Origin of the sequence: Paenibacillus polymyxa (genome assembly GCF_018614975.1) — a bacterium.
Lineage (GTDB): Bacteria > Bacillota > Bacilli > Paenibacillales > Paenibacillaceae > Paenibacillus > Paenibacillus polymyxa_E.
This window is the reverse complement of the sequence record NZ_JAGGNR010000040.1, coordinates 75,923-97,696: the sequence shown is the minus strand read 5'-3', so window position 1 is coordinate 97,696 and position 21,774 is coordinate 75,923. Positions and strand designations below refer to the sequence as shown.

The following is a 21,774-nucleotide window of genomic DNA, read 5'->3' as shown; positions in this document are numbered from 1 at the left end:
ATTATGGATGTCAATGCAAAAATTACAATTGGGATAGGAGAATGTAAAATGGGAAAAGCACTAATCATCGGCGCCGGCGGCGTAGCTTCAGTGGCAGTACACAAATGCGTTCAAAACAGCGAAGTTTTTGAGGAAATTTGCATCGCGAGTCGTACCAAATCCAAATGTGATGAACTCAAAGCGAAACTGGACGGCGGCAAAACAAAAATCACGACAGCACAAGTGGATGCGGACAATGTTGACGAACTGATTGCCCTGATCAACGAAGTTAAACCGGATATCGTAATGAACCTGGCTCTGCCATACCAAGATCTGACGATCATGGATGCTTGCCTTGCAACCAAAACGAATTACATGGATACAGCAAACTATGAGCCACATGATACAGCGAAATTTGAATATAGCTGGCAATGGGATTACAAAGAGCGTTTTGAACAAGCAGGCATCACTGCATTGCTCGGTAGTGGATTTGACCCAGGCGTAACTGGCGTATTCTCTGCTTATGCCCTGAAGCACTACTTTGACGAAATCGAGTACATTGACATTCTGGACTGCAATGGCGGCGACCACGGTTATCCGTTCGCAACAAACTTCAACCCTGAGATCAACATTCGCGAAGTTTCAGCGAACGGAAGATACTGGGAGAATGGTGAATGGATCGAAACAAAACCGATGGAAATCAAACGTGTCTACGACTTCAAGGAAGTTGGCGAGAAAGACATGTACCTGTTGTACCATGAGGAACTGGAATCTTTGGCGAAAAACATGCCAGGTCTGAAACGTATCCGTTTCTTCATGACATTTGGTCAAAGCTACCTGACTCACTTGAAAGCACTTGAGAATGTAGGCATGACTTCAATCGAGCCTATTGAATATGAAGGTAAACAAATTATTCCACTGCAATTCCTGAAAGCAGTACTGCCTGATCCAGCATCCCTTGGACCACGTACTGTTGGTAAAACAAACATCGGTTGTATTTTCAAAGGTAAAAAAGACGGTCAAGACAAAACATATTATGTTTACAATATCTGTGATCACCAAGAGTGCTACAAAGAAGTGGGTTCCCAAGCGATCTCTTACACTACAGGCGTTCCAGCTATGATTGGTGCAGCAATGGTCATGACAGGCAAATGGAACAAACCAGGCGTATTTAATGTAGAAGAATTTAATCCAGATCCATTCATGGAAGAGTTGAACAAATGGGGTCTCCCATGGGTAGAAGACTTCAACCCGGTACTCGTTGATGAGCTGCCAGAAGAAGTTAAAGAATCGGAGCTTGTTCGTTAAAATGCAGTTCGAGCAATTACCGACACCATGTTTTGTTGTTGACGAGGGGCTTATCGAGAGAAACCTGAAAATCCTGAACGGTGTTATGCAGCGTACAGGTGCCAAAATCGTGCTCGCTCAAAAAGCATTCTCCATGACTGCGATGTATCCGCTGATTGGAGAATACCTGAGCGGGGCTACAGCGAGCGGTTTGTATGAAGCACGCCTGGGCCACGAGGAGATGGGCAAAGAGAATCATGTCTTTGCTCCGGCATACCGCGCAGAAGAGATCGACGAGATTATCTCCATCTGCGACCATATTATTTTTAATTCTTTTTCGCAGCTTGCAAAATTCAAGGATAAGGCGCTTCAAGCTGGCCGTAAGGTCGGCTTGCGCGTCAACCCTGAATGCTCTACCCAAGAAGGACACGAGATCTACGATCCGTGTTCCCCGGGTTCGCGTTTTGGCGCGAAACAAGAGGATTTCCAAGCAGATCTTTTGGAAGGTGTCTTTGGACTGCACTTCCACACACTGTGTCAGCAAAATTCAGACGATCTGGAGACTACGTTGAATGCAGTTGTCGAGAAGTTTGGACAATGGTTGCCGCAAATGGAATGGATCAACTTCGGTGGTGGACACCATATCACACGTGAAGATTATGATATTCCAAGACTGGAAGCATGCATCAAACGTATGCAGAACGACTATGGCCTGGAAGTATATCTGGAGCCAGGAGAAGCTGTTGCGCTGAACGCGGGTTATCTGGTAACTTCTGTACTGGACTTCCATAAAAACGGTATGGACATCGCTATATTGGATACTTCCGCAACGTGTCATATGCCGGATGTGCTGGAAATGCCATATCGCCCGCCGCTAATCGGTTCGGGAGAAGTAGGCGAGAAAGCCCATCTGTATCGTCTTGGTGGACAAACATGTCTGTCTGGTGACGTAATTGGGGATTATTCATTCGATGAGCCTTTACAAGAAGGTGACCGTCTTGTATTCGAGGACATGGCGATTTACTCCATGGTGAAAACCAACACGTTCAACGGCATGCCGCTTCCAGCGATTGCAGTCAAAAGAAAAGACGGCGATTGCGAAGTTGTTCGCGAATTCGGATATCAGGATTTCAAAATGAGGCTGGCATAATACTTCATTATATAGTAAACATTGATTATAAATACAAAGAAGGGAACCTGGAGACAGGTTCCCTTCTTAACGTTAACTGATGTTTAACGATTAGATTTAATGATGTTTATCAGTGAGGTTAGATGATGTTTGCGGTACTCAGACAACTCGATTTCGATTACGGATTAATTTTGTGGTTTCGATGCTGCCCTTGCAGCGTAAGGAAAGAGGGGTTCGCGCAGTTCAAAATCATACGTCAATCCATCTACAATGCCGACTACGCTCTCACTGTCATACAACTCAAGTAAAAATCCAGCCATTTGTTCCGCCGTATGGAACTTGGGAACTCTGCCCTCATATTCAAACTCGTCTACATTAAAGGAATGTTTAGCAAACTCGGTCTCGGTTGCAGCCGGAGCGAGTACTTTGGCTTGCATTGCTGCGTTTTTACCTTTTAATTCTTGCGCAAGTCCTTCGGTAAAGGCACTTACATAGAACTTGGTTGCGCAGTAGGTAACTGCATCGGCTACAATCGTATATCCTCCACCAGAGGAAATATTAATGATCTGTGTGCCATCAACATCTGCATAATCACGTACATACAGGGAAGAAAGAATCGTTAGTGCTTCTATATTTAGATGAAGCATCTGCTCAATCTTGGGCAGGTGTTGTTCGCCAACGGAAGCGAAATTCCCGAATCCGGCGTTGTTAATCCACGTTTCAATGGAATAAGCCTGAAGACTTTCATAGATTTCATGCACATTAGCGGCAATCGACAGATCTACTGTCCGAATGACAACATCCAGATCAGGATTGATTTCAGCTATTTTTGCTTTTAACTTGTCCAATTCATCGGTTCGGCGAGCTGCCAGGATCATATTTTTGCCACGAGCTGTAAAATCTAAAGCCGCTTCATATCCAATGCCTGAACTTGCACCGGTAATCACTGTGTATTTCATGGGAATTCCTCCTGGATCTGATTTCATTATTTATTGTGATGTGACCACGAGTTGATTATACTGATTAGAGCTTACTCTAAGTCAAGCGGGAAAATGGAGGGGAGGTTAACCATGCATACCATTGGTGAAGTGGCAGAATTACTCCATATCAGTGCACATACGTTACGTTATTATGAGAAGGAACAGATTGTAACTCCTCTCCGAGATGCGAGTGGAGACAGGCGATACAACGAGTCACACCTGAAATGGCTGCAATTTGTAATTAAATTAAAAGAGACTCAGATGCCCATTGCGACGATTAAGAAGTATGCGTCCTTGTTTCAGGAAGGGGAGCATACAGCGACAGATCGTTTAAAGTTGCTGGAGGAGCATAAAGAGTCGATTCAAAAACAGATGCACATACTTCACACAGCAGATGAGATGCTTGAGCATAAAATTTCGTTGTATCGAACGCTCATCGGAAAATGAAGTAACTCACACAAATGACGATCTATTGCCAAAACAGTGATTTTTATTATAGACTGTTTTTTATCGGTTGTTCATCAAGGGGGAAATGCAATGCATCAAAACAGAAAACAAAAGTCAAACAAGTTAAAGATCCTCTCCAAAGTATTATTGATTATCATTGGGGGATTTATAACGGGATATGGTCTCGAAGCCATATTGATCCCGAATAATGTCTCAGATGGTGGTGTCACAGGTCTGAGTATCGTAGGATCACAGCTGTTCGGATTACCACTGGGGATGCTCATCGGGATTATTAACATTCCATTTGTGTGGCTCGGGTATAAGCAAATCGGAAAAAGCTTTGCGTTATATTCGATCCTCGGTATTGCTTCACTCGCAATCAGCACCAGTCTGATGCACCATGTACCAACGATTATTGAAGGTGATACCTTGCTCGTTACGGTTGTTGGCGGGATTATCATCGGTTTTGGTATGGGACTTGCACTGCGTAATGGCGGCGCATTGGATGGTATAGATATGTTGGCTGTACTCCTATCGCGCAAAGTACCTTTTGGAACCAGTGATCTCATTCTGTTCCTTAACATGTTTGTCTTTATTGTCGTTTCTACCGTATTTGGTCTTCAAGGTGCGATCTTGTCAGGACTTGCGTATTTCATTGCTTCCAAAGTAATACATATTGTTGAAGAGGGCTTGAGCGGCTCCAAAACGTTTAAAATTATTACGAATCAACCAGAAATCATGGTTGAAACCATTCGTGACCGATTAGGTCGTGGAGCAACGTATACCGATGCATACGGTGGCTACTCTAATGAGCAATTCAAGGAAATCACTTGTGTCATCAACCGAATGGAAGAGAGTAAAATTAAAGATATCATTCATGAAATTGACCCGGCTGCTTTTGTAGTTGTATACGATGTAGCTGAAGTGAGAGGCGGCAATTTCAAAAAGAAAGATATTCATTAACAAAAAGTGCGCTGGCAGGAGGAACACTCTTGTCAGTGCGTTTTTTTACCTTGTTTAATAGTAATTTGTTGTACTTCATGCATAAGAACCACTCTCTTATGGAAAACTTCTGTAGTGTGAATAAATAGCATGATTTCTATGGGAGGTTAGCATAGTGACAAAGCAGGACCCGCAAGAGCTTTTGAAGCAAAAACACGAGCTGGATGAGCAAAAAAGGCAGTTCACTAATTTTTCCCGAAATATTTCAGGTCATGGTGAGGTTGAAGCTGGTCAAGAGTTCAGTGTTGACCGGGTACCAGATGATCAAAACCGTATGAAATCGGTTGAGAACAGACGCGGCGAAGTCTAAAAAGTTACAACATAAGCTGATCCTTTATTGGATCGGCTTTTTAATGCAAGCCTTTTATCAAACCGAACAGTTCGGGCAATTACAACGAGTAAGCTGAATGACGACCCCGGTCGAAGTACATTAAGCGATGGATGGAAGATGCATAATGTTCTTCATTATAATCCATTAGTGTGAGAATAGTATCGCTAAATGCCCCTTAGAAAAGCCGTTGGTAAACTTCCAGTTTAGCCAATGAATTTAAGGGGTGTTTTTGTGGTTAACACCGTCAGATCCCCTTATAATTACTGACTTCATTCTATCGTCGAGAGAACTGTAACAAGCAGGTGTTGAGCGGAGTAATCAGCAGGGTGCGTTTATACTGTATACTAGATCAGAATCATGTTAGTTTACCATATTAAAAGTACAAGTTGAGTTGAGGTGTTAGAATGAATCGATTATTACTCGTAGAAGACGATGAAAATTTAGTATTTGGCATAGAGTACACTCTTTCCAGTGAAGGCTATGAAGTTAGTCACGCAGGAAGCCTGGCAGAAGCCAGGCATGCTCTGCATAATGAAGCGATTGATCTCATATTGCTGGATGTTAATTTGCCGGATGGGTCAGGATATCAGTTGTGTCGTGAGATAAGAGAAACCTCACAAGTACCCATCATATTCCTGACGGCTTTGGATGAAGAAGCCAACGTCGTTGCAGGACTTGAGATAGGGGCTGATGACTATGTTACGAAACCTGTGCGCACCAAAGAGCTGCTTTCACGAATTAAAGCCGTTCTAAGACGGAACCCACGGAGTCAGCAGGAAGTGAATATATGGTACTCTGGTGACATTCAAGTGCGTATGTTGGAAGGGACCGTATTCAAAAATAATGTAGAGATTACACTAACTGCGCTTGAATATCGGCTCTTGCTTATGTTAATTACTCATCCCAAACAGATCTGCAGAAGAGGTTCGATTCTAAGCCATCTATGGGATATGTCAGGTGAGTTTGTCGATGATAACACTCTTTCCGTTCATATACGAAGGCTTAGAGAGAAGATGGAAATCATACCTGCAACCCCAGAGTACATTGTGACTGTTCGCGGAGTCGGCTACAAATGGAATGCAAACGTTGAGGGGAAATGACATGATGCATGTGATACGAAATCCGGAATGGAAGTCCATTACCGTCAAAGTTATTATAGTACAGATACTGCTGTCACTACTGATGTTCATGTATATATCCACGCAAGTCGGACGTATTAATCTGGCCATCGTGGATCAAAATGCATCTATGGTGGGGCATCTGTTATTAAAGTATCCTGAAAGTGAAAATGAAATTATTCATGATATTACTCAAGGAGCACAAACGAAGGCCATCATAGAAGGTAAGCGGATTCTTTCCCAATATGGATATACAACGAACCTGTCCGTTCATGAACAACCGGTCTTAGCCGGTACCTTGTTACCGATTAAAACTGCCGCCCAGGTGCTGATCTTCGTTATTCCAATCTTAGTATTGATCATGTGGGAGTATCGCAAAATATTTTCCAAAATCAGAGCCATTTCATATGCGGCCGAGCAGGTGGTGGAGCGTCAGTTTGCGGGCACCTTGCCGGAGAATATGGAAGGAGATTTTGGCCTGCTTGGTCGAAGTTTTAACGCCATGGCAGGAAGATTAACCAATAGTCTGGAGCAACTGCATCAGGAGAAGAAGTTCTTGCGCAACCTGTTATCTGATATCTCACACCAGCTCAAAACTCCACTTTCATCGCTGATTTTGTTTAATGAAAATCTGCTTCGTGATCATAGAATGAAAGAAGAGATGAAAACAGCATTCCTGACACGAAGCCGCAAGCAGCTTGACCGAATGGATTGGCTCATCGTTAATCTGCTGAAGATGGCACGTGTTGAGGCTGGCGGTATTCAGTTCCGTCGTGACCGTTTTCAGGTCAGAGAGACAATAGACAATGTCGTACATGCGTTACGACCCATCACTGAACCGAAGAAACAAGTCATTACAATCGTGGGCGGCGAGCAAATGGCTATCCTGGCGGATGAAGAATGGTTCAAGGAAGCCTTGATGAATGTCATTAAAAATGCAATTGAATATAGCCCGGAAGAGGGCAGAATTGAGATTTCATTGGAAGAGAGCAATCTATTTCATACGATCATGGTTCGAGACCATGGCGAAGGTATTCGGCCAGAGGATATACCACATATTTTCAAACGATTCTACCGGGGTAAAAGTCATTCCAAACCTGAAGGTATTGGTATAGGCCTATCTTTGACCAAATCCATTATTGAAGGACAGGATGGAATGATTACGGCTGAAAGCATATACGGGAAAGGTTCTGAATTCAGGATCTCGTTCTTTAAACGGAATGAATGGAGTGAAGAAGGGAAGCTTACGAAAACGTAAGCTTCTTCTTCACTTTATCGTAAGGTAGACCTTCTATACTCAATAGAGTAAACAGTTGACCAACAGATGGAGGTATACAGGTGGAAATTTTGAAGACCATTAATTTATGTAAGACATACGGAAACGCTGAGACAAAAGTGGATGCGCTCAAAGAGGTTAATCTTTCTGTTAATCAAGGGGAATTTGTCGCTATTGTCGGTGCGAGCGGATCAGGGAAGAGCTCGTTATTACATCTGCTCGGGGGCGTGGATGAGCCGACGCAAGGCCAGGTTATCATTGATAATACCGATCTGTATTCACAGAGCGAACTTGAACTCGCCCTATTCCGCAGACGCAAAATCGGTTTCATATTTCAATCCTATAATCTTATTCCAGTGTTGACCACGGAAGAAAATATAACGCTACCCATGCTGTTAGAGAACAAAAAAGTGGATAAAAGTTACATTGAAGAGTTATTGGATGTATTGGGACTGAGTGATCGCAGAAAACATCTTCCTTCCCAATTATCAGGCGGCCAGCAACAACGAACAGCCATTGGACGGGCTCTAATCAACAAACCATCCATTATCTTGGCAGACGAACCCACGGGTAACCTGGACAGTCAACACAGTAAAGAAATCGTTGATCTACTTACCTTCTCCGTCAAAAAATATAATCAAACCCTGATTATGATCACGCATGACCTGAATATAGCTCAAAAGGCAGATCGAGTGTTGAGTATTAAAGATGGTGCGCTATGGCAACAAAACGGGGTGAATTTCATTGAATAACTACACCGGTCTGACAGAGAGATATTTATTGGGGCAGAAGAAAAGATCCTTGCTTGTCATCATAGGCATTATTTTATCGGTAACTCTGATTACAGCCATAGGAACCATCGGTCTTAGTTATCGAGATAAGCTGATTCGGCAGGCAACTCATGATTTTGGTGATTACCACGTTTCGTTTAACGGAGTCCCAGGTGATTTCGTCTCCAAAATCGTCAATCAGGCAACCGTAGAGAGTGCGGGGACCGTTAATCGTATCGGATATGCGGTTATTAGCAATACTAGCTCTAAAGAAAAACGTGAAAATCCGAATGCGGCTCCCTACCGCTACCTGAATATTAAGGGGTACGATCCTGACGCAATGAACAAGCTCCAAGTTCAGCTGGATTCAGGAAGGCTGCCTCAGAATCCGAATGAAATAATTCTTTCAGCGGAGAGTTTGAGTTACTTTAAGAGCAAGCCCACACTTGGCGAGCACATGACTATAAACGTGGGAAGTCGGGTTATTGCCTCGACGGGAGAACTCAAACCCATTAGCGGACTTGGCGATTTTGGCTGGGATCTGGATGAGGGCTTTCATCCACAGTTCCAGAGGCAATTCACCATCGTTGGTTTCACCAAACCGTTTAACAACAGTTCATGGTCTTCCAGATTCATTTTCCAAGCCATTACGTATGTTAACCATCAAAAGATAGATCCAGATCAAACGTATTTTATCTACCTTAAAATGAAATCGATGGATCACATGAAGGAGAAAACAAAAAATATCATTTCCTCATTACAAATGAATGATATGGATCAAGGGTCTGCTCAGCAGCTAAGTCGTGAGAATTATATCAAGAATATGCGAGTGGAGTATAACAATGAACTGCTTGAATTATATGGAAAAAGTACGCATGAAGGTGTAAATCAGAGTATTATACTCGCCTTCATTGCGGTAATCCTTATTATTATTGGCTGTACAAGTGCTGTGATCTATAATGCCTTCCATATTTCAGTTTTGGAGCGGACTTCACAGTTCGGAATGCTTCGTTGCATAGGTGCTACACCAGCTCAAATACGTCATATTGTGGTCAAAGAAGCTGCTCTTCTGAGCTTGATAGGTATTCCCATTGGCTTATTTACTGGAACCATCTTAATGAAGCTTTTGTTCTATAATATCAGCTTGCTAACACTCGGTTTTTTGAATGATATGCAGATGGTGATATCGCTTCCGATACTAGCTGGTGCAGGTGTGTTGGGATTGTTAACCGTATTCCTGTCTGCTATTGGTCCCGCCAGATCAGCAGCCAAGACATCTCCACTTGAGGCAATAACGAGTACGGGAGTTACAAAAGTCGAGCAGGTAAACAATATTGCCAAGTCGCTGATCATCAAACGGATTTTCGGGATAGAGGGTCAATTTGCTATTCGCAACATTAAACGTAATAAAAAGCGGTTTCGCATCACGGCTTTCTCAATGATCATTAGCATGGTTTTATTTATCGTCTTCAACGGCCTCATTGGGTTGCTGACGCTAACGACACATTCCGGAATCGATTATTCCTATTCATTACAGTACGATGGTTCTTCCCGGCGAATTGATGACTCGGTGTATACGGATCTGGTCAAGCTGGATGCAGTAGACCAGGCTTATCCATTCTACAATCATCAGATGACAGCGATCATTCCCAAGAATAAAATCAATCCGAAGTACTACGAGCTGACCAAGGGAATGTACCAAGTGGATGAAGGGCAAGGGTATCGCACAGATAATAATTACCTTCAGTCTTACGGTGAACATGCCTTGAAGATGCTCAATGCCAAGCTGGTGACAGGAACAGTGGATAAGGAAATCATGGATCGTGAGAATGGAGTCATTCTGATTCAGAAATTAAGTATGATAACGGAGAACGGAAAACAACTTATCATCGATCAGACTCAATTTAAAGTTGGCGATTATATTCAAATTCGTTCGAATAGAGGGAGGGGAGAAGCGTATCAGAATGTAAAAGTTCTTGGTATTGCGGATCAGGGACCTTTAACGAACGAATATAACGAGAGTGCAGGTATTACTTACCTGACAACACCTAAAGTCATAATGAACTTAACTGGAGATGACACGTATTCGCGGATATTCATACTTGCCCATTCCGATCTGTCTAATAAACCGATTACGGACTACCTTAAGTCTTTGACTCAGAAAGATGCCGGGTTCAATTATACGAATCGAGTTGCAGAACTTGAACAAGCTCAAAATGATGCTATCACAGCGAAGATCTTTTTCTACGGGTTCGTTGGAATCATTGTTCTCATTGCCTTCCTCAACATCCTGAATACAGTCAGTACCAATCTCATACTACGTACCAAAGAGTTTGCTGTACTGAAAGCGATCGGTATGACACAGAGAGAAGTCAACAAAATGATTCTGCTGGAAGGCATATTTTATGGAGTCTATGCAGCGATCTATGGAAGCATCATCGGAACAGGTTTAAGCTTCGGCGTCCATTACCTTTTGCGGGGTATGCTTGATATCGAATGGTCTTTGCCTTGGCTCAGTGTGGGGATTGCTGCTTCAGGTGCAGTGGTTACAGCCCTTATCGCGACAGCATGGCCGCTGTATAGAATAACCAAGTCAACGATCGTGGATTCATTAAGAAAGGAAAATTAAGAGGAGAGTCGCTAATATAGCGGCTCTTTCGTTCTATTAATGGATTATGGATAAACAATGAAATTGATTATTTCTCTGCAAATCGTTAACATAAGAAACAATGTCATCGATGGAAGAGACATAAGTTAATTATATGAGAAGAGGACTAGAATGAATAATGCCAAAATTTTAATCATTGAAGACGATGCGCCGATTGCGGATTTGCTTTCATACGGGCTCTCCATGGAGGGTTTTCAAACACGTATTGCTTCAAGTGGAGCAGCTGGTATGCGTGAGATAGAGTTGTTTCAACCTGATCTGTTACTTCTGGACTGGATGCTTCCTGATCAGAGCGGACTGGATATATGCAAAAAGGTTACGTCAAAGTACAACATCCCGATCTTCATGATTACCGCCAAATCAGACATTACCGACAAGGTATTGGGCCTTGAATTCGGCGCCGATGATTACATCACCAAGCCTTTCGATCTTCGTGAGGTGATCGCTCGCATTCGGACGATTCTTCGTCGATTGGAGCAATCCAGTCTCAAGGATCAACATGATCTACATACTGAAGTCATTCGTTTTCATAATATCGAGATTCATGTCGAAGAACGCGTCGTGAACAAGAAAGGTCAGCCGATTGAATTAACGCCGAAGGAATATGACTTGCTCATGACTCTGGTGAAGAACCCGGGGAGAACCTTTACCCGCTCTGACTTGCTTGATGTTGTATGGGGCTATCATTTTGTAGGGGATACTCGAACTGTGGATACACATATCCAGCGACTTCGCAAAAAACTGGATGCAACGGACTACATTGCAACGATATTCGGAATCGGATACAAGTTCAAAAAAATGGGTGATTAACATGCATAAAATCAGCATCAAATTTCTTGTGGGATTCCTGTTGATTTTTTCCTTTTCTTTTGTCGTGCTGAGTCAAACGGTGAAGCAGATCATTCACACCAGCAATCAAAATTTGATTACGACAGAACTCGTTGGACTTAAAAATAATAGTAACGTTTATGTACGTCAAACCTTCCTGATTAACCATTTTACCAATAATGAACTGTATTTCGGAGAGATGGCTGAGGAATTGGGCAATAACTTGAATTATGCCACAGGGAATAGTGTCGGTGTATACACGGTTAACGGAGAGCTGTTGTATGCAACGGACAAGTCTTTATTTGCAGAACCGAAGAGAACTGATTTGCAAGAGGCCATCCATGGCAAGACCGCATATAACATCAATTATAACGAGGATAAGACATCTGTTCTATTCTCATACCCCGTGGTGATCGATGGGTCCAAAGTAGGGATTCTGCGTTTTTACAAAGATTTCAGCTTGTTATATCAGCAAAGCAGTCGGATTCTGGATACTACGCTCTACATTACGCTAGCCATTTTTGCGGTAACCTTTTTGTTCTCCTTCATCCTGTCCAGACACATTACCCTTCCACTGGGCAAACTTGCTCGAGCCTCTTCCGAGGTGAAGAATGGTAATCTGGACGTTCGCATTCGTTTCAAACGAAAGGATGAAATCGGCAGGCTCGCTGATAATTTTAACGACATGATTAATCAGATTGACCTGCAGATGAGCATTATCAAAAAGGATCGCGATCATCTCAAAGAGCTGCATCAGCAAGAAAAGCTTTTCTTTGATAATATTACCCACGAACTCAAGACGCCGTTAACCTCTATCTTAGGATATGCCGAGTTAATTAAGGCCAACGGAGAACGGGATCGAAACTTTTTTGAAAAGGGAATGAACCACATCATCGAGGAGAGCAAGCGTCTGCATAAGATGGTTCTCAAGCTACTTGAAGTCTCCCGCCGTCATGCAACGATCCAGGAAATGGACACCGTTGAAGCCGGAGCCGTGCTTCGTGATGTCTGTGAATCCATGTCGATCCGTGCACAACGTTACAAAAAAAGCATAAAGGTAGATATTGAAAACGAATTATACCTGCTCGCCCAGGAGGACAGAATTCGCCAACTCTTTATTAATCTGATGGATAATGCCATCAAATACAGTTTGGACTTCTCGGACATCAAGGTGAAAGGACTACATGTGGACGGGAAAATCCGATTTATCGTGGAGAATGCAAGTGATCCAATCGATGCCAAGCAGCTCTCCAAGTTGTTCGAACCCTTCTATCTGGCTCATCCCAAGGACTCAGAAGAGGGCAGCGTAGGGCTTGGCTTAAGTATCGTCAAATCCATTGTGGATGAATTGCAAGGTACAATTTCTATTGTCAATCAGGATAACCATACCGCAGTTACTGTAGATTTTAACCGTTTAATATCCGTAGAGGAGGGGAATCGTCATGGCTAGCAAATACAGAGCAGGGGGATGGGGTTTCCTGGTGCTGCTGTTTCTTCTGCTGACAGGCTGCGGTACCGGGTTCCAGAACGAAACCATTATCATATCGGGAAACGAAACATCCGAACAAATACATCAGGATCTAAGTCCTGTTCAAGTCAAAAAAATCTATCGTCTTCCTGATGAGAATATGGATAAGGGCTATTGGTGGGGATGGTCTTCAACGAACGCGATGGTTGGTGCATTCAAATCCCCAGGCTATCCTGAGCGTTTGATGTTGAAACAGCTGTCCTATCCGTTTGAACAAAGTGAAAACATTTCGGAGATCAGCATGGATAATGACCGAATGACATTTTCGCCCGATGGTACCCATGTCGCTGATATTCGCACAACCAGAACTGTTGCCACTTTGGAGTTATTCTCCATTAAGGACAGGAAAGAAACTGCAGTCGACACATTCAGCTCAAAAGGTCAGATGTACTTTCAGAGTATGTCATGGTCTGACAATAGCCAATATATAAGTTATCTGATCCTGGACGCTGCTAAAAGTAATATAAATACGCTGCGGATCTATGACACTACATCCAAGGCATCCAATTCTTACGTATTAAATGAATTTAATGCGGGTGACACGCTTCTTGGTGTTCAAGTATCGAATGATGGGCGTAGTGCATTGATTAAGCTATATGCCTCCACTCAGCCGGGCAAAATAACTGTCGTGCTCGGCAAACTGATAGATGGACACTTCGAGAGCAAGTATAGACGTGAAATTGCCGATAATAAAACGAACTGGATTGGAAACAATCAGTTTGCCTTTCTGGGTCGGGACGGGACGCTGTACGAGTATGATCTTCGAAACGGGGAGCTTTCCGTAATACTGGAAAGGGTGTCTGCATTTGAATTCTCGCGCGACAAAAAATTTATTGCATACACATTGCAAGATGAGGATGTTGTGTATGTCAGCAAAATGCAAGGTAGAAATGTGCTTTACAATGAACCCGTGTATCATGGGATTCTACCGCTCAATATTAAATGGAGTCCAGATAATACAAGTTTGTTCATTCAAGGGCCAAAGATCTATACCAACCCAAAAATCATCCAAAATGATGATCCCACAACAGGGGAGCCTGCATTCATTATCGAATTAGAGTAACATCACTTTATTTAAACACCCTTGTCACGGAGTATGTCCGTGACAAGGGTGTTTTTCGTTGTCAATCAAGATCGCACGGTTGTGACAACTTGTTTACATCTTGATCAAACTTTGGCGACATCCACTGATTATATTAATAAAAGAGATATAGCCCATATACAGACAAGGAATGAAGCATATGAGTGGGAAACTGAATCAACCGATGAAGCGTTATATGCCTGGAATTGATGGCTTACGAGCTATTTCTGTTATGGCTGTCATTGCTTACCATTTGGATTTGAAGTGGGCCCAAGGCGGATTATTGGGAGTAGGCGTATTTTTCGTCCTCTCCGGATATCTCATTACGGATCAACTGCTCATCGAGTGGAAAATGAACCATTACGTATCGATTTGGAACTTCTGGATGAGAAGGTTCCGTAGATTACTACCTGCGATGTTGAGCATGCTTGTGCTGGTTGCATTGTGGTTATTAGCCTCGGACCCTGCCAGACTTCTGTCACTTAAAGGTGACTTTATCTCTTCTGTATTTTACGTGAATAACTGGTATCTCATATTTCATGAAGTTTCCTATTTCGAGAGTTTCGGTCCAGCTTCGCCTATTGGACATCTATGGTCACTTTCCATTGAGGAACAGTTTTACGTGGTATGGCCGATCTTACTGCTTCTGGGTCTGAAGTTCGCACCACGGCGTGGGAAGCTGGTGTTGTGCATGTTGGGAGTGGCTCTCCTATCTGCGCTGGCCATGACTCTGATGTATGTGCCCGGTACAGATCCAAGCCGAGTGTATTACGGAACAGATACCCGGGCCTTCGCCATACTGATTGGCGCAGCTTTGGCCGTTGTATGGCCGAGTTGGAAACTGGGTACTAGGATTTCACCTGTAGCACGTACATCACTTGATGTGATTGGTGCACTGGGAGTATTCGTCCTGATCACACGGATTCATGGTACGAATCAATATGATGATTCTTTGTACCAGTTCGGTTTTCTTAGTCTGTCCTTGGTCACAGCGGTAATCATTGCCGTACTGGTTCATCCGGCAAGCCGTCTGGGCAACATTCTGGGATGTCGACCACTGACCTGGCTGGGGAAGCGTTCCTATAGCCTGTATATCTGGCACTATCCCGTGATTATTTTGATGAAACCAGAGGGCAGTAGTGAAGGACTCGAATTAACACAAATTCTGCTGCGTCTCGCCATCACTGTCGGATTGTCCATCGTATCGTATGAGTTGATCGAAGAGCCGATTCGCAAGGGGCATTTCCGTGCAACATGGCGTGACATTTGGCGTCATGAGCGGTTTAAACCCATGCTTGGATTGAGTGCAACGCTAATCATGTTCTTTATTACTCAATCCTGGATAACGAGTGGAACCAAGGCTCAACCTGATTTAGCTCAACCGGTGAGCATTCAAAGTACTGAACAAAATGACGATCAGGAGATCAAAGATCATGCTCAAGCAGACTCTGACGACAATCAGTTGGTCGCTGATGACAATCAACAAACAAGTCAGGACGATGATCTGGACGGCTCTTCTAATAAGGGAATCGGTATCACATTGATCGGTGATTCAATCACACTGGATGTGGAGTCCCATATGAAAGAGTTGCTTCCGGGCATTGTGGTTGATGGTAAGGTTGGCAGGCAAATGTCTCGTGCTCAAGAGGTAGTGGATGAACTGCGAGCCAAAGGGCAATTAGGAAACCGGATCATCATTGAACTTGGAAGTAATGGAGTCTTTAACAATAGCAAACTGCGAACGTTGTTAGATTCTTTGCAGGACAAACAGCTCTATCTGGTAACGACTCGGGTGCCCAGAGGTTGGCAAGATACTGTTAATGATGCTTTGAGAGAAGTTGCAACTGGCTATCGAAATGTCAGCATTATCGATTGGTATACAGCCAGTGAGAACAGAAGTGAGTTATTCACGGATGATGGTGTTCATTTGACCCCGGAAGGCGCTCGCTACTATGCGTCTCAACTGGTTGAACACCTCAAACCGAATTCATAGATAATTATACAAGAGAGATATGAATGAAAGGATGGAATTGAAAATGAAAAAACAAAAAGCATGGATGGTATGGGGGCTTACACTCCTGGTCATCGTCTTGGGATACTTGGGGTTTCATTCGCTAGCCTCCTCCGAAAGTAGACATGAACAAGCGGATAGTCAATCATTTGAATCGTTCCATAATGCTTCAAACCTAACGCAATCAGAGCCAAAAGAGCACGTTAATTCGCAAAAGACTGAAGTGTCGGAATCTGCGTCAATCGATGGGCAAGGCGTTACGGTTATTGGAGACTCTGTCATCATTGGAGTAGAGCCGTACCTCAAGGAGAAGCTTCCAAAAGCAATCGTTGAGGGAAAGGTCGGCAGACAGATGTCGCAGGCCAGTAAGTTAATTCAAGAATTAAGTGCACAAGGGAAGTTGGGAGACCACATCATTATAGAACTTGGAACCAACGGTCCGTTCTCGAAAGATCAACTGCGTAATTTGCTCACATCCCTGTCTGAAGCCAAGCAGGTTTTGGTTGTAACAACTCGAGTTCCCAGAGGCTGGCAAGATACGGTGAATTCGCACATCAAGGATGTTGTAGGGGGAGGGGAGTTCGATAATACAAAAGTGGTGGATTGGTATGCCGCAAGCGAAGGGAAAGATGATTTTTTCTATAAAGACGGGGTACATCTCAAGCCGGATGGTAGCCGATTTTATGCTTCACTGCTTATCCAAGGCTTACAGGATAAATAGCATGAATTCCTCAATTGAAGATATAGAAAAGGAGTAAGCATATGTCGTTAAACAAGAAAAGAATTGCAGTGGTATTAAGCATTATTGTTATTGCTGTTGTTGCTTTTGGACTCTATTACTCATTGTCCTTATATAAAGGTTTGCAAAGTTTGCAAAAAACGTCGGGGAATTCTCCCTTCTCTGATGTGATTGCGAGTGAGGAGGAAGCCGTAGAACCTCCGAAGTGGTTAGGTACGGAGCCGGTTAATGTTTTATTAATGGGCGTAGATGCACGCGGAAACAAGGGAAATGAGATTCCCAGATCGGACAGTATGATGGTCGTTTCGCTGGACCCTGTCCAAAAGCGTATCCATGTATTCTCCATTCTCCGGGATACCTATACGGACATCCCTGATCATGGCAAGAACCGTATTAACACAGCGGTCACCCATGGACCCAAAACCGCTATGCGTGCGGTGAGCGATCTGCTGGGTATTCCAGTTCAATTTTATGTATACACAGATTTTCAGGGATTTATCAAACTTGTAGATGCTGTAGGCGGGGTTGATTTTTATGTTGAGAAAGATATGACCTACGAGAGCAAAGCCGATAACCATGAGTACGATATCAATCTGAAAGAAGGGGAGCAACATTTAGATGGCAAGACAGCACTTCAGTATGTTCGTTTCCGTCATGATGCTCTCTCGGATTATTCCCGAACGAAGCGTCAGCGTGATTTCACCAATGCGATCGTTGAGAAAATGAAAAGCACCACATCCATCATGAAGCTTCCGACGATTCTGGAAGAAGTGAGTCCGTATATGGATACGAATCTGTCGGTGAACGATATGTGGCAACTGGCATCGGTCGGATATAAAAGCAAGATGGAGGCAAGCGAGCAAATCCCGCCAACGAAGCTACTGGAGGAGAAATATGTTGGAAGAGCAGCGGTATTGGGCGTAACAAGCAGCAAGGATTTGCAGGATTATGTCCGGGACATTCTGGAAGCCGACGATTCCGAGCCTGCTGAAACTGAGGATTCTGTACATCAATAGTTAGCCAGGGACCGGAGGGATGGGGAAATGAGAAGGAGGAGCAAGATGTTTAAGAAAATGGTACAACGAGGTTTAACTACACTAATGGTTTCACTGTTGCTTGTGATGAGTACAACAATTGATGGTAAAGTTATGGCTGCTTTCGCACAGAATACAGTGACGGATACGGCGCGAAACGTGCCCAAGCCTCAGCAGCTGATGATGAATAAAAATATCGCATCGATGACGGAGAAAAGAACCTTTCAAGTCAAGTTCAATTTGCCTGCAAATGTGAGTGCAAAAAACATCAGCTGGACGTATGATGGAAAGCCTTTATCTGAATGGAAAACGTATGAGCAAGGGGACTATACCGGTCCGTCGTTCATCAAAGTTAGCGCTGTGAAGGTGGATAAAGGAATACTAACGGCCAATGTTACTTTTGATCTGGCTTATGGTTCAACCAATCTGGCCGAAGCACGCTTGCAGGCCCAGTTATTTGGAACACTGATGGGCACATATGAGCTGGCGGCGGTAGCCAATAACGGTCAAGTGATTGCCCAGGCACCCGTGAAATTGACACCTTATGATAGCTTTATTCCTTATGATGAATTGAAATCAGAGATTGACAACGTTACAGCTCTGGCAGCTGAACAAAATAACCGATATGTTGAAACGACATCCATTGGAAAGTCAGTGGAAGGTCGAGATATTTATCTTACGATTGTTTCCAAGGATAAGGCAACGGTTGATAAATATCAAAAGGTTACTCATCCTGCCATGATGAATAACCCCGAGAAGTTACAGGATGAAATCAAGTCAGGTGCATTCGGCGACTATGCTGTACCGATCTGGATCAATAATATTCACCCGAATGAATCTCCAGGTGTCGATGCCATCTTTAATTATTTTAGATCCATGGCATTGGATAAGACGATCGCCTACAACACGACTTTGCCGAGTGGCAAGGCAAGCAAAGTTTCTCTGGATGTCAATGATGTCCTGAATCAAGCTTTCTTTCTGTTCGTATACACGGAAAATCCGGACGGACGCGTTAATACAACACGCGGAAATGCCAATTATTTCGATTTGAATCGGGATAACTCTTACCAGACCCAACCGGAGACTCGCAGCGTTACGGAGCAGATTGCCAAATGGTCTCCTCTGTCGTTTCTCGATTTGCATGGATTCGATTCCAACTTCCTGATTGAACCGAGTACGCCGCCGCATGATCCGAACATCGAATATGATTTGGTGATCGATAACATGCTGGAACAAGCGAAAGCGATGGGGGAGGCAGGAATAGCCAATACCAAATATGATTATTATCATATTCCTTATGAAGAGCATCAGAAAACTGTGAAAGACCCCAATTATGTGTCAAAAGGTACTGCTACGAACTGGGATGATGCATCACCCGCCTATACTGCGGTATTCGCCATGCATCATGGGGCATTAGGACATACGCTCGAGACTCCGGAAAATAACGAAGAATCAACCAACGCCTTATACTACAGTATTGCAGGAGCTACATCGTATGTCATGGGTCATAAAGAAAAGCTGTTTACGAACCAATTGGAAATTTATAAGCGCGGAGTTAAAAATATAGACAGTCGAGCAGTTGATTCATATTTGGTTAATGCCAAAAATGAAAAAATTGGACGTCCGCGTCAAGGGAACCAGAACTTCTTCCCGGAATATTATGTGTTGCCAACGGACAAAAGCGTTCAAAAAAATGCACTTGAATCCTATCGTATGATAGAGTATCTTCTCCGCAACGGAGTTCAGGTCGAACGTTCCACCGAAGCTGTCACCGTTGATCAGAAGACGTACCCCGCAGGATCATTTGTTATCAATATGCATCAAGCACTGAGGGGAATGGCTAACCTCGTTTTGTATGACGGAATTAATGTATCTGATTTTGAAGCGCTAACTGGAGAGATTATTCAAGATTTCCCTGATTTGCGCGGTTTTGATTCTTATGCAATTCGTGAGCCGCGTGCTTTTGCAAGTAAGACTTCGCCCGTAACCGCTGTATCGGTTCCGACAACAACAATGCCAGAGAAAACCGGATATGTGCTCATCCATAATACGAATAACGATGCAATTCAAGCGGTCAATGAGTTACTTTCGTCAGGCAAGGATGTAACCATGCTGACTTCAAGTGGGGAAGCGTACGAAACAGGTGATTTTGTCGTTTCCTATACTGACTTGGTTCCGCTGGCTTCCAAATACTTACTTGAAGTGAATGCATTTGGAGACAGCAAAGCCGATGGAAAGGAGCTGAAACGTACGACTGTAGGGGTCTTAGGTGCAGACGAATTTGTTCTGGAAGGAATGGGCTTTGATGTCACAGCAGATCCGAAGAAGGCAGATGTACTCGTTAATATGTTTGAAGCTAACGATCAGATCGAGAAAGGGAAACCTTTTATCGCGTATGGAAGTATGGGCATGATGATTGTGAAAGATCTGATTCCCGGATTCACTTATGGCGGACCTGAATGGGATCGTTATGAAGGGGTATTCCTGGCAGACGTCAAGCAGGATAATGTAATTACAGGGCCTTACAATGATGAGGAGTATCTATACACTGTAACAGGATCATATATTAAGTCCATTCCGAAAAATGCAAAAGTACTTGCTACATTCAGCAACAAGGACAACTTTTACAAATCAGGCTGGTGGCCAGGACATGACGACGCCAAGGGACAGATCATGGCTTTCACCTATCAAGAAAAAAACAGAAATATGACCGTTTTTGCTAACGATTTAACGAACAACGCACATTCTCAACATCAATATCGATTGCTGGCAAATTCAATATTCAATGCTACAGGGCATGCTGACTCAGTAAAACCAACAGTGGGGTTCAGTGATCTGGACAACGTTGAAGCATGGGCAGGAGACGAAATTCGTGACTTGGAAAGTCAGGGAATTGTACAGGGTACAAACGAGAATCGTTTTGAGCCATTGAAATCACTGACCCGTGCAGAATTTCTGACTATGCTTGTAAGAGGCTTCAATCAGACTAATTTACAAGCCAAAAGTTCGTTTAGTGATGTTCCATCGTCAAGTTGGTATTATCCCTATATATCCACAGCCGTTGAATCCAAGCTGGTTAATGGCGTAGGAGACGGACAGTTTGAGCCCAATCGTGCGATTACGCGAGAAGAAATGGCTCAAATGGCTGCGAATGTTCTGAAATTGACTCAACAGAATACGAGTAGCAACAGGGATGAAGCGTTATCCCATTTTACGGATAGAAACACCTTTGCTCCGTATGCGAGAGAGTCTGTCGCATGGTTGACCCAAAAAAATATTCTTAAAGGTTTCACTTCATCATCCTTCGGTCCTAAAGAAATTGCCAACCGGGCACAAGCTGCGGTGATCATCCATCGGATGATGCAATTGAAGAAAGAACCGACATAAACACAAAAATGTAACCCCCATTCGAATTCGAGTGGGGTTTTTCGTGAGTTTTTAAACACCTTTATTACGGAACTGACCCATATTACAGGTGTTTTCCAAGTCACAAAAAGAGAGGTATCTGTTGTGACAAGTTGTTTACATCGTCATCAAACTTTCGCGACATCCATTGATTATATTTT

17 protein-coding genes are annotated in these 21,774 nt (G+C 43.4%); 16 read left to right on the top strand and 1 reads right to left on the bottom strand.

All coding sequences use genetic code 11. From position 1 onward, the window contains the following. The first annotated feature begins 48 nt into the window (after positions 1–48). Together J7E78_RS24880 and nspC are read left to right on the top strand one after the other, a co-directional pair. Positions 49–1,287 carry a saccharopine dehydrogenase family protein gene (locus J7E78_RS24880; protein ID WP_215078946.1) on the top strand — a complete coding sequence of 413 codons (1,239 nt, stop codon included), beginning with the start codon at positions 49–51 and terminating at the stop codon, positions 1,285–1,287. A gap of 1 nt (position 1,288) precedes the next feature. Continuing rightward, positions 1,289–2,416, top strand: coding sequence for a carboxynorspermidine decarboxylase (gene nspC, locus J7E78_RS24875; RefSeq protein WP_215078944.1), 1,128 nt, complete (start codon positions 1,289–1,291; stop codon positions 2,414–2,416). Between the two features lie 164 nt (positions 2,417–2,580). Here the strand turns inward: nspC and J7E78_RS24870 are convergent, their stop codons facing one another. Next, positions 2,581–3,354 (bottom strand): SDR family NAD(P)-dependent oxidoreductase, encoded by a 774-nt coding sequence (locus J7E78_RS24870; RefSeq protein ID WP_215078941.1) that lies wholly within the window; start codon positions 3,352–3,354, stop codon positions 2,581–2,583. 111 nt (positions 3,355–3,465) lie between these two features. On the opposite strand from J7E78_RS24870, the gene J7E78_RS24865 reads away from it, so the two are divergent. The 14 genes from J7E78_RS24865 (at position 3,466) to J7E78_RS24800 (ending at position 21,595) form a co-directional block, all read left to right on the top strand. Then, positions 3,466–3,822 carry a MerR family transcriptional regulator gene (locus J7E78_RS24865; protein WP_215078940.1) on the top strand — a complete coding sequence of 119 codons (357 nt, stop codon included), beginning with the start codon at positions 3,466–3,468 and terminating at the stop codon, positions 3,820–3,822. Positions 3,823–3,912: 90 nt separating this feature from the next. After that, positions 3,913–4,785: a YitT family protein gene (locus J7E78_RS24860; RefSeq protein WP_215078939.1), complete on the top strand. Its 873-nt coding sequence runs from the start codon at positions 3,913–3,915 to the stop codon at positions 4,783–4,785. Positions 4,786–4,939: 154 nt separating this feature from the next. Beyond that, positions 4,940–5,134 (top strand): hypothetical protein, encoded by a 195-nt coding sequence (locus J7E78_RS24855; protein ID WP_017688524.1) that lies wholly within the window; start codon positions 4,940–4,942, stop codon positions 5,132–5,134. A gap of 425 nt (positions 5,135–5,559) precedes the next feature. Further along, complete coding sequence (locus tag J7E78_RS24850) at positions 5,560–6,255, top strand: response regulator transcription factor (protein ID WP_215078938.1); 696 nt, start codon at positions 5,560–5,562, stop codon at positions 6,253–6,255. 1 nt (position 6,256) lies between these two features. After that, entirely contained in the window at positions 6,257–7,531 is a 1,275-nt protein-coding gene (locus J7E78_RS24845; protein WP_215078937.1) for a HAMP domain-containing sensor histidine kinase, read from the top strand. Between the two features lie 80 nt (positions 7,532–7,611). Beyond that, on the top strand, positions 7,612–8,301 hold the full coding sequence (locus J7E78_RS24840; RefSeq protein WP_215078936.1) for an ABC transporter ATP-binding protein: 690 nt from the start codon (positions 7,612–7,614) through the stop codon (positions 8,299–8,301). Then, positions 8,294–10,948, top strand: coding sequence for an ABC transporter permease (locus tag J7E78_RS24835; protein ID WP_215078935.1), 2,655 nt, complete (start codon positions 8,294–8,296; stop codon positions 10,946–10,948). Before J7E78_RS24840 ends, J7E78_RS24835 begins: the two co-directional genes overlap by 8 nt. A gap of 150 nt (positions 10,949–11,098) precedes the next feature. Then, complete coding sequence (locus tag J7E78_RS24830; RefSeq protein ID WP_215078933.1) at positions 11,099–11,797, top strand: winged helix-turn-helix domain-containing protein; 699 nt, start codon at positions 11,099–11,101, stop codon at positions 11,795–11,797. A gap of 1 nt (position 11,798) precedes the next feature. Further along, entirely contained in the window at positions 11,799–13,265 is a 1,467-nt protein-coding gene (locus tag J7E78_RS24825; RefSeq protein ID WP_215078931.1) for a HAMP domain-containing sensor histidine kinase, read from the top strand. Continuing rightward, positions 13,258–14,406 carry a WD40 repeat domain-containing protein gene (locus J7E78_RS24820; protein WP_215078929.1) on the top strand — a complete coding sequence of 383 codons (1,149 nt, stop codon included), beginning with the start codon at positions 13,258–13,260 and terminating at the stop codon, positions 14,404–14,406. The genes J7E78_RS24825 and J7E78_RS24820 overlap by 8 nt, the downstream gene beginning before the upstream one ends. 178 nt (positions 14,407–14,584) lie before the next feature. Further along, positions 14,585–16,417: an acyltransferase family protein gene (locus J7E78_RS24815; protein WP_215078927.1), complete on the top strand. Its 1,833-nt coding sequence runs from the start codon at positions 14,585–14,587 to the stop codon at positions 16,415–16,417. A gap of 43 nt (positions 16,418–16,460) precedes the next feature. Further along, entirely contained in the window at positions 16,461–17,156 is a 696-nt protein-coding gene (locus J7E78_RS24810) for an SGNH/GDSL hydrolase family protein (protein ID WP_215078924.1), read from the top strand. A gap of 41 nt (positions 17,157–17,197) precedes the next feature. Next, on the top strand, positions 17,198–18,190 hold the full coding sequence (locus J7E78_RS24805) for an LCP family protein (RefSeq protein WP_215078922.1): 993 nt from the start codon (positions 17,198–17,200) through the stop codon (positions 18,188–18,190). A 45-nt stretch (positions 18,191–18,235) separates the two neighbouring features. Beyond that, on the top strand, positions 18,236–21,595 hold the full coding sequence (locus J7E78_RS24800; protein ID WP_251035248.1) for an S-layer homology domain-containing protein: 3,360 nt from the start codon (positions 18,236–18,238) through the stop codon (positions 21,593–21,595). Positions 21,596–21,774: the final 179 nt, after the last annotated feature.

Coding starts and splice junctions, on each gene's coding strand:
- J7E78_RS24805 (WP_215078922.1), top strand. CDS start 17,198: ATGTCGTTAAACAAGAAAAGAATTGCAGTGGTATTAAGCATTATTGTT.
- J7E78_RS24820 (WP_215078929.1), top strand. CDS start 13,258: ATGGCTAGCAAATACAGAGCAGGGGGATGGGGTTTCCTGGTGCTGCTG.
- J7E78_RS24870 (WP_215078941.1), bottom strand. CDS start 3,354: ATGAAATACACAGTGATTACCGGTGCAAGTTCAGGCATTGGATATGAA.
- J7E78_RS24845 (WP_215078937.1), top strand. CDS start 6,257: ATGATGCATGTGATACGAAATCCGGAATGGAAGTCCATTACCGTCAAA.
- J7E78_RS24865 (WP_215078940.1), top strand. CDS start 3,466: ATGCATACCATTGGTGAAGTGGCAGAATTACTCCATATCAGTGCACAT.
- J7E78_RS24860 (WP_215078939.1), top strand. CDS start 3,913: ATGCATCAAAACAGAAAACAAAAGTCAAACAAGTTAAAGATCCTCTCC.
- J7E78_RS24830 (WP_215078933.1), top strand. CDS start 11,099: ATGAATAATGCCAAAATTTTAATCATTGAAGACGATGCGCCGATTGCG.
- J7E78_RS24810 (WP_215078924.1), top strand. CDS start 16,461: ATGAAAAAACAAAAAGCATGGATGGTATGGGGGCTTACACTCCTGGTC.
- J7E78_RS24800 (WP_251035248.1), top strand. CDS start 18,236: ATGTTTAAGAAAATGGTACAACGAGGTTTAACTACACTAATGGTTTCA.
- J7E78_RS24815 (WP_215078927.1), top strand. CDS start 14,585: ATGAGTGGGAAACTGAATCAACCGATGAAGCGTTATATGCCTGGAATT.
- nspC (WP_215078944.1), top strand. CDS start 1,289: ATGCAGTTCGAGCAATTACCGACACCATGTTTTGTTGTTGACGAGGGG.
- J7E78_RS24850 (WP_215078938.1), top strand. CDS start 5,560: ATGAATCGATTATTACTCGTAGAAGACGATGAAAATTTAGTATTTGGC.
- J7E78_RS24825 (WP_215078931.1), top strand. CDS start 11,799: ATGCATAAAATCAGCATCAAATTTCTTGTGGGATTCCTGTTGATTTTT.
- J7E78_RS24880 (WP_215078946.1), top strand. CDS start 49: ATGGGAAAAGCACTAATCATCGGCGCCGGCGGCGTAGCTTCAGTGGCA.